This is a genomic window from Streptomyces africanus, assembly GCF_030816955.1.
GTDB classification, from domain to species: Bacteria; Actinomycetota; Actinomycetes; order Streptomycetales; family Streptomycetaceae; genus Streptomyces; species Streptomyces africanus.
In genome coordinates, this window is record NZ_JAUSYP010000001.1 from 4,138,248 (window position 1) to 4,150,475 (window position 12,228).

Annotated in this window: 11 protein-coding genes, 3 tRNA genes and 3 pseudogenes; 8 read left to right on the forward strand and 9 right to left on the reverse strand. The window is 70.7% G+C overall.

What is annotated here, in order from left to right; all coding sequences use genetic code 11:
* Window positions 1-22: 22 nt before the first annotated feature.
* The 8 genes and pseudogenes from QF034_RS19170 to purS form a co-directional block, all read right to left on the reverse strand.
* A pseudogene (locus tag QF034_RS19170) lies at window positions 23-800 on the reverse strand (META domain-containing protein).
* Between the two features lie 37 nt (window positions 801-837).
* Window positions 838-1,323: a sterol carrier family protein gene (locus QF034_RS41525; RefSeq protein ID WP_370880953.1), complete on the reverse strand. Its 486-nt coding sequence runs from the start codon at window positions 1,321-1,323 to the stop codon at window positions 838-840.
* A pseudogene (locus tag QF034_RS41530) lies at window positions 1,241-1,636 on the reverse strand (maleylpyruvate isomerase N-terminal domain-containing protein); the annotation flags it as partial. The pseudogene QF034_RS41530 and the gene QF034_RS41525, both read right to left, overlap by 83 nt.
* 10 nt (window positions 1,637-1,646) lie before the next feature.
* Window positions 1,647-2,480: a M23 family metallopeptidase gene (locus QF034_RS19180; protein ID WP_307176129.1), complete on the reverse strand. Its 834-nt coding sequence runs from the start codon at window positions 2,478-2,480 to the stop codon at window positions 1,647-1,649.
* A gap of 36 nt (window positions 2,481-2,516) precedes the next feature.
* Window positions 2,517-3,017, reverse strand: a complete 501-nt coding sequence (locus QF034_RS19185; protein ID WP_307176130.1) for an ArsR/SmtB family transcription factor — start codon at window positions 3,015-3,017, stop codon at window positions 2,517-2,519.
* 131 nt (window positions 3,018-3,148) lie between these two features.
* Window positions 3,149-5,407 carry a phosphoribosylformylglycinamidine synthase subunit PurL gene (gene purL / locus QF034_RS19190; protein WP_307176131.1) on the reverse strand — a complete coding sequence of 753 codons (2,259 nt, stop codon included), beginning with the start codon at window positions 5,405-5,407 and terminating at the stop codon, window positions 3,149-3,151.
* The gene (gene purQ / locus QF034_RS19195) at window positions 5,404-6,084 is read right to left on the reverse strand and encodes a phosphoribosylformylglycinamidine synthase subunit PurQ (RefSeq protein WP_020277208.1); all 681 of its coding nucleotides are present in this window, start codon (window positions 6,082-6,084) and stop codon (window positions 5,404-5,406) included. The genes purL and purQ overlap by 4 nt, the downstream gene beginning before the upstream one ends.
* Window positions 6,081-6,344: a phosphoribosylformylglycinamidine synthase subunit PurS gene (gene purS / locus QF034_RS19200; protein ID WP_010045045.1), complete on the reverse strand. Its 264-nt coding sequence runs from the start codon at window positions 6,342-6,344 to the stop codon at window positions 6,081-6,083. Before purS ends, purQ begins: the two co-directional genes overlap by 4 nt.
* A 267-nt stretch (window positions 6,345-6,611) precedes the next feature.
* On the opposite strand from purS, the gene QF034_RS19205 reads away from it, so the two are divergent.
* From QF034_RS19205 to QF034_RS19240, 8 genes and pseudogenes are all read left to right on the forward strand, one after another.
* Complete coding sequence (locus QF034_RS19205; protein ID WP_010045046.1) at window positions 6,612-6,929, forward strand: histone-like nucleoid-structuring protein Lsr2; 318 nt, start codon at window positions 6,612-6,614, stop codon at window positions 6,927-6,929.
* Window positions 6,930-7,063: 134 nt separating this feature from the next.
* A tRNA-Gly gene (locus QF034_RS19210) sits at window positions 7,064-7,135 on the forward strand.
* An 82-nt stretch (window positions 7,136-7,217) separates the two neighbouring features.
* Window positions 7,218-7,290 (forward strand) — tRNA-Gly (locus QF034_RS19215).
* A 130-nt stretch (window positions 7,291-7,420) separates the two neighbouring features.
* Window positions 7,421-8,392, forward strand: coding sequence for an ABC transporter ATP-binding protein (locus QF034_RS19220; protein ID WP_307176132.1), 972 nt, complete (start codon window positions 7,421-7,423; stop codon window positions 8,390-8,392).
* Window positions 8,389-9,192: an ABC transporter permease gene (locus QF034_RS19225; protein WP_307176133.1), complete on the forward strand. Its 804-nt coding sequence runs from the start codon at window positions 8,389-8,391 to the stop codon at window positions 9,190-9,192. Before QF034_RS19220 ends, QF034_RS19225 begins: the two co-directional genes overlap by 4 nt.
* Before the next feature lie 22 nt (window positions 9,193-9,214).
* A pseudogene (locus tag QF034_RS19230) lies at window positions 9,215-10,493 on the forward strand (sensor histidine kinase).
* On the forward strand, window positions 10,490-11,110 hold the full coding sequence (locus QF034_RS19235) for a response regulator transcription factor (RefSeq protein WP_086561115.1): 621 nt from the start codon (window positions 10,490-10,492) through the stop codon (window positions 11,108-11,110). Before QF034_RS19230 ends, QF034_RS19235 begins: the two are co-directional and overlap by 4 nt.
* Before the next feature lie 22 nt (window positions 11,111-11,132).
* Window positions 11,133-11,208, forward strand: a tRNA-Gly gene (locus QF034_RS19240).
* A 63-nt stretch (window positions 11,209-11,271) separates the two neighbouring features.
* On the opposite strand, the gene QF034_RS19245 is transcribed toward QF034_RS19240, so the two are convergent.
* Window positions 11,272-12,171 (reverse strand): phosphoribosylaminoimidazolesuccinocarboxamide synthase, encoded by a 900-nt coding sequence (locus QF034_RS19245; protein ID WP_307176134.1) that lies wholly within the window; start codon window positions 12,169-12,171, stop codon window positions 11,272-11,274.
* Between the last annotated feature and the right edge of the window lie 57 nt (window positions 12,172-12,228).

Consider the following 12,228-nt stretch of genomic DNA (forward strand, 5'->3'; position numbering starts at 1 on the left):
TAACGGACTTTTCAGTGGATCACTACGCGGCGACGGCTCGCACACGCGTGCCGTTTTCGCTGGTCAGCGTCAGAGTTTGGTGATCGACTCCGTACTTCAGCGTCCCGTCGAAAAGTCGCAGCAGGGCCTTCTCGTCGGACATGAGTGAGTCTTCGCACATCATTCGGGTCGTGGCCGGGCGGCCGAGGGTGATATCGCCGTCGCGGACGGTGGCCTCGGCGTTCACCTTGTTGCAGCCGAGGCTGCCGGAGACGGTGCCCTTCTTCGCGTCGAAGGTGAGGTGGGCGCGGCCGTCGGTGTCCGGGGTCGTGACGGTCCACTTGGTGCCGCTCAGCGGGGCGTCCTTCGCCTTGGTCAGGCGGACGGTGTCGCCCCGGCCGGTGGTGAGGGTGAGGTGGTCGCCGTCCACCCGGGTCTCGAACTCCCGGCCGGAGAGCGTGCGGGCGAGGGTCTGCTCGAACTCCATGGGCTTGTTCTCGCAGGCCATCTCCGTGGACATGGTCTTGCCGAGCCGGATGCGGTCGCCCTCGACCGTGGCCGGGGCGCCGAAGTTGTTGCAGCCGAGGCTGCCCTCGGCGCGGCCCTTGTCGATGGTCACGTGGGCGCCGGTGGGGGCCTTGTGGGTCCTGCCACCGGCGGTGACGCTGTCCACGCTCCACCGCACGCCCGTCACCGTGGCCGGTTTCTCGGCACCGACCGAACCGCTGCCGCCGTCCGCCTTCTCGTTGCCGCAGGCCGCCATGAGCGGGACGAGCATGGCGGGCGGCCGTCAGGGTCATGCGCTGCTTCTGCCTGTCCATGCCACTTCGACGGGGGACCCGGGGGGATCGGTTCCCCTTATGCCATCAGCGGCAGGTGGGCCGAGAGGTCCGCCCGCTCGCCACTGGCGCTCACGCGGGCGTCCTGGATCGCCTGTGCCCAGGCCAGCCGCCCGGTCGCGAGCCGGATCCAGGTCAGCGGGTCCGTCTCGACGACGCTGGGCGGGGTGCCCCGGGTGTGCCTCGGGCCCGCCACGCACTGCACCACGGCGTACGGCGGGATCCGCACCTCGGTGGAGCCGCCGGGTGCCTTGACGGCGAGGGCGTCGGCGAGGAGGCGGGTGCAGGCGGCCAGGGCCTGGCGGTCGCAGGGGATGTCGAGGCCGGGGACGGCGGCGTTCAGGTCGTCGGTGTGGACGACGAGTTCGACGGTGCGGGTGACCAGGTAGTCGGCGAGGGTGATGGCGCCGGTGCGGGCGGCGAGAACGCGGTCGCCGGGCGCGACCCGCCAGCTTCCGCCTGAGGCGCTCCTCGGTGCGGATGTAGAGGGCGTCGAGGTCGGGATGGGCGGCGGCGAGGTCGCGGGTGCCGTCGGCGATGTCACCGGCGCGGACGGCGGTGGCGAAGGGCCAGTCGAGAAGGGCGAGCTCCGGTTTCGCCGGCGCCTCGCGCTCCAGGTTGCGGCTGACGGTCTCCACGGCCATGGTCACGTGCGCGGCGAGCTCCCGTACCGTCCAGTCCCCCAGCCGGGTGGGCAGCGCGAGCTGGTCGGCGGTGAGGGTGCGTACGGCCTCGCGCACGTGCCCGAACTGGGCGAACACCGCGGTGCGGATCTTGACGGGGTCGTAGCTGCGGGCGCGCTTCTTGGCCGGGGGCATGGAGATCAGCCTATGCGGGCTGCGAGGCCGCCGCGGGCGTCTCGAAGGTCTCGCCGTTGCGGGGGACGCCGATGCCGCGCCAGGTGAAGGGAAGGCCTCGGGCGGTGTCGGGGTCGGGGCCGTCCATCAGCTGGAAGTGGAGGTGGGGCTCGGTGGAGTTGCCCGAGTTGCCGCAGCGCGCGAGCGGCTGTCCCGCGGTCACCCGGTCCCCCTCGCGGACGGCGAGCGAACCGCGCTGGAGGTGGGCATAGAGCGCGTAGGTGCCGTTGCCGAGGTCGAGAACGACGTGGTTGCCGATGACGCGCCCGGCGCCGGACAGGTCGCGCACGGACGCCTCCACGACCATCAGGTACAGCAGCGCGAGCGGCGACGTACGGCTGAGGTGGTCGCGCTGACCGTCGGCGGCCCGGACGACGGTGCCGTCGGCGACCGCGAGGAGCGGGGCGCCGTAGGCGGGGAAGGCGCTGTTGCGGCGCGCGAGCGGCCACAGCCGGCTGAAGCCCGGGCGGGCGCCCGGCTCGGGCTCGGCGACGACGTCGATGGCGTAGGTCTGGCCGTAGGCGTGCGTGCCGTGGCTGGGGGTGCGGTCGGCCGGGCTGTTCAGCGCGGTCCAGCGGCCGGTGACGGGCGGCTCGACCTCGACCGGCTCCCGGGCCGCGCGCGGGCTGTCCGGCGCGCCGCCCCACCTGTTGGCCAGGCTGAGGATGACGTAGGCCAGGGCGATCGGCAGGAAGTTCCACCACCACGGATAGCCCAGGTCCAGCGCGGCGTGGGCGACCACCAGGCCGAGAAACGCCAGCTGGAGGGCGCGGTAGGCGACCATGGCTAATTTGCGTACGGACATCGTTCCTCCGGTTCGGTCGGGCACGGGTTCAGTCGTTCACGGGCGGGCCAGCGCCACCGCCACCAGCAGCGGTACGACCCGCCCCGGCGGCACCTCGTAGCGGCCCCGCCCGGTCGTGTGCAGCCAGCCGGCTCCGGTCAGCTGGCGCAGGTGGTGGTAGATCTGGCCGGTCGTGCCGACCTCGTCCAGCTCGGCGAGCTCCGCCGCGGTGCGCCGGCCGCCGAGGATCTCGCGGAGCAGCCGGATCCGGACGGGGTGGCCGAGCGCCGCGAACGACTCGGCGACCGGGGTCCAGTCCTCCTCCAGCAGCCCCTCCGTCAGGGCCCCCGTCTGCCACGCGTACTGCTCGCCCGTCGGCAGGCGTACGGAGCCGGTGTAGAGGACACCGCCGTCGGCGGCTCCCAGCTCGGACAGCTGCTCCTTCAGTCCGTTCAGCGCCCAGAAGTCGCCTGCGTCGAGGCGGGGTCCGGCGCGGTGGGCGCCTTCCAGGGCCGCCAGCCGTCGTTCCAGGTCGGCGACGCGTTGTTCCAGTTCCACTCTGCAGAGATTACGGAACTACGTAATTACGTGCAAGTTCGGGACGAGCCTCCGTGCGTGTCCGGACATGCGAAAGCCCCGCCCGTCGCCATGACGGGCGGGGCGGGGCCTTCGTGATTCCTGGTTCCTGGTTACGCCAGCAGTGCCGGGATCGTCCCCTCGTGGAGCTCGCGCAGCTCGGAGAGGGAGAGCGTGAACTCGCCCTGGACGTCCACCGAGTCGCCGTCCACGACACCGATGCGGGTGGCCGGCAGGCCCCGCGCACCGCACATGTCGTTGAAGCGGACCTCCTCCGAACGCGGCACGGCCACGACCGCGCGGCCCGCGGACTCGGAGAAGAGGAAGGTGAAGGCGTCCAGACCGTCCGGGACGATCAGACGCGCGCCCTTGCCGCCCAGCAGCGCCGACTCGACGACCGCCTGGATCAGACCGCCGTCGGACAGGTCGTGCGCGGAGTCGATCATGCCGTCGCGGGAGGCGGCGATCAGGATCTCGGCGAGCAGGCGCTCGCGCTCCAGGTCGACCTTGGGCGGCAGACCACCGAGGTGGTCGTGGACCACCTGCGACCAGGCCGAACCGCCGAACTCCTCACGCGTGTCGCCGAGGAGGTAGAGCAGCTGGCCCTCCTCCTGGAAGGCGACCGGCGTGCGGCGGGTCACGTCGTCGATGACGCCCAGGACCGCGACGACCGGGGTCGGGTGGATGGCGGCCTCGCCCGTCTGGTTGTAGAGCGAGACGTTGCCGCCGGTCACCGGGGTGCCCAGCTGCTGGCAGGCGTCCGCCAGACCGCGCACGGCCTCCGCGAACTGCCACATCACCGCCGGGTCCTCGGGCGAACCGAAGTTCAGGCAGTCGGAGACGGCGAGCGGCTTCGCACCGGTCGTCGCCACGTTCCGGTAGGCCTCCGCCAGCGCGAGCTGCGCGCCCGTGTACGGGTCGAGCTTGGCGTACCGGCCGTTGCCGTCCGTGGCGAGGGCCACGCCGAGGCCGGTCTCCTCGTCGATCCGGATCATGCCCGAGTCCTCGGGCTGGGCCAGGACCGTGTTGCCCTGCACGAAGTGGTCGTACTGGGAGGTGATCCAGGACTTGGACGCCTGGTTCGGGGAGCCGACCAGCTTCAGGACCTGGTCCTTCAGCTCCGCGCTCGTCGCCGGCCGCGGCAGCTTGTTCGCGTCGTCCGCCTGGAGGGCGTCCTGCCAGGACGGGCGGGCGTACGGGCGCTCGTAGACCGGGCCCTCGTGGGCCACCGTGCGCGGGTCGACGTCGACGATCTTGCCGCCGTGCCAGTAGATCTCCAGGCGGTCGCCGTCGGTCACCTCACCGATGACGGTGGCGATGACGTCCCACTTCTCGCAGATCTCCAGGAAGCGGTCGACCTTCTCCGGCTCGACGACCGCGCACATGCGCTCCTGCGACTCGCTCATGAGGATCTCCTCGGGCGAGAGCGTCGAGTCGCGCAGGGGGACGTCGTCCAGCGTCACGCGCATGCCGCCGGAGCCGTTGGACGCCAGCTCGCTGGTGGCGCAGGACAGGCCCGCCGCGCCGAGGTCCTGGATGCCGACGACCAGCTTCTCCTTGAAGGCCTCCAGGGTGCACTCGATGAGGAGCTTCTCCTGGAAGGGGTCGCCGACCTGGACGGCGGGGCGCTTGGAGGGCTTGGCGTCGTCGAAGGTCTCGGAGGCCAGGATCGAGGCGCCGCCGATGCCGTCACCGCCGGTCCGGGCCCCGTACAGGATGACCTTGTTGCCCGCGCCGGACGCCTTGGCGAGGTGGATGTCCTCGTGCCGCATCACGCCGATGCAACCGGCGTTGACCAGCGGGTTGCCCTGGTAGCAGGAGTCGAAGACGACCTCGCCGCCGATGTTGGGCAGACCCAGGCAGTTGCCGTAGCCGCCGATGCCCGCGACGACACCCGGCAGCACGCGCTTGGTGTCGGGGTGGTCGGCCGCGCCGAAGCGCAGCGGGTCGACAACCGCCACCGGCCGGGCGCCCATGGCGATGATGTCGCGGACGATGCCGCCGACACCCGTGGCCGCGCCCTGGTAGGGCTCCACGTACGACGGGTGGTTGTGCGACTCGACCTTGAAGGTGACCGCGTAACCCTGGCCGACGTCCACGACACCGGCGTTCTCGCCGATGCCGACGAGCAGGGCGTCGTTCTCGGGTGCCTTCTCGCCGAACTGGCGCAGGTGCACCTTGCTGCTCTTGTACGAGCAGTGCTCCGACCACATCACCGAGTACATGGCGAGCTCGGCCCCGGTGGGCCGGCGGCCGAGGATCTCGACCACGCGCTCGTACTCGTCCTTCTTCAGGCCCAGTTCGGCCCAGGGCAGCTCGACGTCGGGGGTCGCGGCCGCGTGCTCGACCGTGTCCAGAGGCGTCCGGCTCATGCGTTGACCAGCTTCTTGAGGATCGAGGTGAAGAACGGGAGGCCGTCGGTACGACCGGTGCCGATCAGCGGCTCGACGGCGTGCTCGGGGTGCGGCATGAGGCCTACGACGTTGCCGGCCTCGTTGGTGACACCCGCGATGTCGTTGTTCGAGCCGTTGGGGTTGACGTCCAGGTACCGGAAGGCGACCCGGCCCTCGGACTCCAGCGCGTCCAGCGTGCGCTGGTCGGCGACGTACTGCCCGTCGATGTTCTTCAGCGGGATGTGGATCTCCTGGCCGGCGGTGTAGTCGCTGGTCCAGGCCGTCTCGGCGTTCTCCACCCGCAACTTCTGGTCACGGCAGATGAAGTGCAGGTGGTTGTTGCGCAGCATCGTGCCGGGCAGCAGGTGGGCCTCGGTGAGGATCTGGAAGCCGTTGCAGATGCCGAGCACCGGCAGACCGGCCTTCGCCTGCTCCAGCAGGGGCTCCATCACCGGCGAGAAACGGGCGATGGCCCCGGCGCGCAGATAGTCACCGTAGGAGAAACCACCGCACAGCACCACGGCGTCGACCTGCTTGAGGTCCTTGTCCTTGTGCCACAGGGCGACCGGCTCGGCGCCCGCGAGGCGGATCGCGCGCTGCGTGTCCCGGTCGTCCAGACTGCCGGGGAAAGTGACGACGCCAATACGAGCGGTCACTTCACGGCCTCCGCGACTTCCTCGACCCGGACCGTGAAGTCCTCGATCACGGTGTTCGCGAGGAAGGACTCCGCAAGATCGTGAATGCGGGCGAGGGCGGCCTCGTCGACCGGCCCGTCAACTTCCAGTTCGAAACGCTTTCCCTGGCGGACGTCCGAGATCCCTTCGAAACCCAGCCGCGGCAGTGCGCGCTGCACCGCCTGGCCCTGGGGGTCGAGGATCTCCGGCTTGAGCATGACGTCGACTACGACGCGTGCCACTGGCACTCCCGGTGTGTGGTGCTGAGCAGGTTCCTTCAGACTACCCGCACAAAAATTCTACGCGCGTCGACTTGTAGGAAACTACGTGACGGTCATCACGATCCCGCATCGACGGACCCACACACGGAAATTTCCGGGAAAGATTCCGGGTCGACACCAGGAACCTATTGCGTTCGGACACGCGGAAGGATTTAGTCGGGTTTCACATTGCATTGCCAGGCACTGTAGAAATGAATTGGCAAGTGCCGCAGGAAGGGACCGATATTCGTGGCGCAGAAGGTCGTGGTCACTCTCTTTGACGACATCGACGGCTCGGAAGCGGCGGAAACGATCGCCTTCGGACTGGACGGCAAGTCGTACGAGATCGACCTGAACGAAGTCAATGCCGGCGAACTGCGGAAGGCGCTCGCGCCCTACGTGGAGGCCGGCCGCAAGCGGTCCCGCTCGGGCCGGGCGTACCGGCAGACGGAGGTCGCCCCCGACCCGTCGGCCGTGCGGGCCTGGGCCCAGGCCAACAAGATGGAGGTCCCCGCGCGCGGGCGCATCCCCAAGAAGGTCTACGAGGCGTTCACCGCCGCCCAGTGACGGCCCGGTGAGGCCGGGCGGGCGACCGGTCACCCGCCCCTCGCGGCAACCGACTTGCGCAGCACCCCGGCTGATCAGCTAGAGTCTGGAGCACGCCGAGGGGCGAGGCCGAAAGGCCCGGCTCACGGAAACATGCGGGTGTAGTTCAGTAGTAGAACATCCCCCTTCCAGGGGGAAGGCGCAGTGTGCGATTCCTGTCACCCGCTCTGCATCGCCAGTACCGACCACTCTTGTGGATCAGGTAGGCTGGTGCCCGCACCGATCGGTGAGAGCCGGTCGGGAGCATATGCGGACGTAGCTCAGTTGGTAGAGCGCAACCTTGCCAAGGTTGAGGTCGCGAGTTCGAGCCTCGTCGTCCGCTCGGGAATGAGACCCCGGTCCTTCTGGACCGGGGTCTTCTTCGTGTTTCCCCCTCCGCTTCTGACATTTGTCATGCCGAGTGATGACAGCGCGCACTGCTTCCCGGGCCCCGGGGCCGGGAAGCTGAAGGCATGGAAACCAACGGACACGAACACGTGATTGAGGTCACTGACCTGCGGCGTGTGTACGGGGGCGGGTTCGAGGCGGTCAGCGGAATCACCTTTTCCGTACGACGCGGGGAGATCTTCGCCCTGCTGGGCACCAACGGCGCCGGCAAGACGTCGACCGTCGAACTGCTGGAGGGCCTCGCGGCGCCGGCGGGCGGCCGGGTCCGGGTCCTCGGACACGACCCGTACACCGACCGGGCCCTCGTACGGCCGCGGACCGGCGTGATGCTCCAGGAGGGCGGCTTCCCGTCCGAGCTGACCGTCGCGGAGACCGCGCGGATGTGGGCGGGGTGCGTGAGCGGGGCCCGGCCGCCGGCGGAGGTCCTGGCGCTGGTCGGACTGGAGTCGAAGCGCGGCATCCGGGTCAAGCAGTTGTCCGGCGGCCAGCGGCGCCGGCTGGACCTGGCGCTCGCGCTGCTCGGCGACCCCGAGGTGCTCTTCCTGGACGAGCCCACCACCGGGCTGGACGCCGAAGGCCGCCGCGACACTTGGGAGTTGGTGAGCGCGCTGCGCGACGGCGGTACGACGGTGCTGCTGACCACGCACTACCTGGAGGAGGCCGAGAACCTCGCCGACCGGCTGGCGATCATGCACGAGGGCCGCATCGCCACCACCGGGACCCCGGCCGAGGTGACCGCCGCGGAACCGTCGCGGATCTCCTTCGAACTGCCCGACGGCTACTTCGTCGGCGATCTCCCGCCGCTCGGCGAGCTGGGCGTGAGCGGGCACGAGACCGACGGCCGGACCGTCCGGCTCCGCACCCACGAGCTCCAGCGGACGGCCACCGAACTGCTGGTGTGGGCCGCGCGGGCCCGGGTGGAACTGCGCCGCCTGGACGTGCGGTCGGCCTCCCTGGAGGAGGCGTTCCTCCGCATCGCCAAGGACGTCTCCGCGGGCCGGACCACGGGGACGACGACGAAGGAGTACGCGGCATGAGCGCCATCACCACGACGCCCCGCCCGGCACCGGCGGCGACCACTGCGCTGAGCCGGATGACGGCGCTCGCCCGCGCCGAAGTGATCCTTCTCGGGCGCACCAAGGGCGCGCTCGTCGCTGCGCTGTTCGCACCGCTGGTGCTGCCGGTCAGCACGTCCCAGCTGGCCAGCGAGATGGACCTCGCCGAAGTCGGTCTGGACACCGGCACGCTGGTCCTGCCCGCCGCGGTCGGCTTCTCCCTGCTGTTCGCCGTCTACTCGGTGCTCGTCGGGACGTTCGTCGTCCGGCGTGAGGAACTCGTCCTCAAGCGGCTGCGCACCGGTGAGCTGCGGGACGTCGAGATCCTGGCCGGTTCCGCGCTGCCGGCCGTTCTCACCGGGCTCATGCAGTGTCTGGTGCTGGCGGTGGGCTGCTCGGTCCTGCTGGATCTGTCCGCGCCGCCCGCGCCCCATCTGGCCGTCGTCGGCCTGCTGTTGGGGCTCGTGATGTGCGCCGCGCTGGCCGCCGCCACCGCGAGCTTCACCAGGACCGGCGAGAGCGCCCAGGTCACGCCCATGCCGCTGATGATCATCTCGATGATGGGCTCCGGCATGTTCTTCCCGCTGGAGCTGCTGCCGGACCGGGTGGCCACCGTCTGCGAGTTGCTGCCGCTGACGCCCGTCGTCACCCTGGTGCGCGGCGGCTGGACCGGCGACCTGTCGGCGTACGAGGCGCTGGGTGCCGTCGCGACGGCGGTGGTCTGGATCGTCATCGCGGTGTTTGCTGTACGGCGGTGGTTCCGCTGGGAACCGCGGCGCTGACCGAAGGGGGAGTGACGGGCTGATGCGGGGGCCGGGCAGGTGGTGGCGGCGCAAGACCACGCCGGAGAAGGTCGAGACGTACACGCGGTCGTCGTTTCACTTCTTCGCGGTGATCGAGTTCTTGTTCGTCGCGCTCACGGCCGTGGCTCCCCTGGGTGTGCGGCTGGGCGGCGTGCTGCTGCTGATGGTGGGCGTGCACGCCGTCATATCCTTCGTCACCGTGTCGCGGGCGGTGGACTGGACGCGTGGCAGGCGGCCGCAGCCCGTACGGCTGCTGTGGACACTGGCCGCCGTCACCGGCGCGGTCGCCGTCGCCGCGATGGGCATAGTCCAGCACGGACCGGACCGTGAGAGCGTCGAGACCGCCGCGGGCGGGGTCTTCGGAACCGTCCTGGTCTACAGTCCCGGCATCATCGCGCTGGGCGTCCGTGACCGGCGGCGGGTGTTCGGGATCGCGGGCGGCTTCGCGGTGGGCGTCTGGCTCGTATCGTTCGCGCTGGGTGCCTCCGCGCTCGGCGCGCTCTTCACGGCGGTGCTCGTGCTGGGCGGCGGCGTGTTCCTCGCCTTCACGGCCGTCTTCTCCGTGTGGCTGCTCAACGCCGTCTACGAACTCGACGAAGCCCGCGAGACCCGGGCCCGGCTCGCCGTCGCCGAGGAGCGGCTGAGGTTCGGGCGGGATCTGCACGACGTCATGGGGCGGAACCTCGCCGTGATCGCGCTCAAGAGCGAGCTGGCCGTGCAGCTCGCCCAGCGGGGGCGGCCGGAGGCCGTGGCGCAGATGGTCGAGGTGCAGCGGCTCGCGCACGAGTCACAGCGGGAGGTCCGCGAGGTCGTGCGCGGCTACCGGGAGGCCGATCTCGCCTCGGAACTCGCCGGTGCGCAAGGCGTGCTGACCGCGGCCGGGATCGACTGCACGGTGAGCGGGCGGACCCCGGCGGAGCTGCCGGCCGGGGTGCAGTCCGCCTTGGGGTGGGTCGTGCGGGAGGCCGCGACGAACGTGCTGCGGCACGGGGACGCGCGGCGGTGTGCGGTGCGGCTGGGGGTTCTGGAGGGGCACGTGGTGTTGTCGGTGGGAGAACGACGGGGTCATCGAGGCCGGAGACGGGGAGGGAGCGTCCGGCTCGTCCGGCTCCGGGCTCGCCGGGTTGCGGGAGCGGCTGGCGGAGATCGACGGGACGCTGGAGGCCGGGCCGGCGGGCAAGGGGCTGTTCCGGCTGACGGCGGAGATTCCGCTGCCGTCGGAGCCCGCCCCGGGCGAGCCCGTCGCCGCTGTATCTGCTGTGAGTGAGGTCACGTCATGACGGCCGTGGAGCCGGTGCGGCTGCTGCTCGCCGATGACGAGCACCTCATTCGCGGGGCGCTCGCCGCGCTGCTGTCGCTGGAGGACGACCTCATGGTCGTCGCCGAGGCGGCCACCGGGCCCGAGGCCCTGGCGATGGCCCGGGCGCACCAGCCCGACGTCGCCGTCCTGGATCTCCAGATGCCCGGCGCCGACGGTGTGAAGGTCGCCACATCCCTGCGCACCGAACTGCCCGGCTGCAAGGTGCTCATCGTCACCAGCCACGGGCGGCCCGGGCATCTGAAGCGGGCGCTGGAGGCCGGGGTGCGGGGGTTCGTGCCGAAGACCGTGAGTGCGCAGCGGCTCGCGGAGCTCATCCGTACGGTGCACGCCGGGAACCGTTACGTCGACCCTGAGTTGGCCGCCGACGCGATCGCCGCCGGGGACTCGCCGCTGACCGCGCGGGAGGCCGAGGTGCTGGAACTCGCGGCCGACGGTGCGCCCGTGGCGGAGATCGCTCAGCGGGCCGCGCTGTCGCAGGGGACCGTGCGGAACTACCTGTCGTCGGCCGTGTCGAAGCTCGGGGCGGAGAACCGGCATGCCGCGGTGCGGCTCGCGCGGGAGCGAGGTTGGGTATAGTGGTTCCCGCGCCACGGCGCATGCGAACGTAGCTCAGTTGGTAGAGCGCAACCTTGCCAAGGTTGAGGTCGCGAGTTCGAACCTCGTCGTTCGCTCCAGTGAGAAGCCCCCCGGCTCCGGCCGGGGGGCTTCTCCGTGTCTGCGGGGTGTCCGTGCGGGTCCTACGTCCAGCTCGTGCCGGTCAGGCGCTCGTACGCCTCCACGTACTTGGCGCGGGTGGCGTCGACGACCTGCTGCGGCAGCGCGGGCGGCGGCTGCTCGCTCTTGCGGTCCCAGCCGGACTCCGCCGAGGTCAGCCAGTCGCGGACGTACTGCTTGTCGTACGACGGCTGCGCGCGGCCCGGCTGCCACTCGTCGGCCGGCCAGAAGCGGGAGGAGTCCGCGGTGAGGACCTCGTCCGCGAGGACCAGGGCGTCGCCGTCGAAGCCGAACTCGAACTTCGTGTCCGCGAGGATGATGCCCCGCTCGCGGGCGATGTCCCGGCCCCGGGAGTAGACGGCGAGGGTCGCCTGGCGCAGCCGGGCGGCGGTGTCGGCGCCGACCTGGCGGGCGACCTCCTCGTAGGAGACGTTCTCGTCGTGCTCGCCGACGGCGGCCTTGGTGGCCGGGGTGAAGATCGGAGCGGGCAGTTCGCTGCCGTCGACCAGGCCCTCCGGGAGGGCGAGGCCGCAGACCGTGCGGGACTCGTTGTACTCGACCAGGCCCGAGCCGGTCAGGTAGCCGCGGGCCACGCACTCCACGGGGACCATCTGGAGCGACTTGCAGACGAGCGTGCGGCCCTCCCAGTCGGCGGGGGCGCCGGCAGGCAGTTCCGTGCTCAGCACGTGGTTCGGGACCAGGTCGGCGAGCTGGTCGAACCACCACAGGGAGAGCTGAGTGAGGACCCGGCCCTTGTCGGGGATCTCCGTCGGCAGCACCCAGTCGAATGCGGAGATGCGGTCACTGGCGACCATCACGAGGTCGCCCGCCTCGTTCTGGTACAGCTCGCGCACCTTGCCGGTGTGCAGGTGCACCAGGCCCGGAACCTGGATCGGCTCGGGCTTCTCTACGAATCCGGACACGGTTCCTCCCCGTGGTTCTGTCCAAGTGGCTCGATTCTCCCGTATGCGAGCTTGATC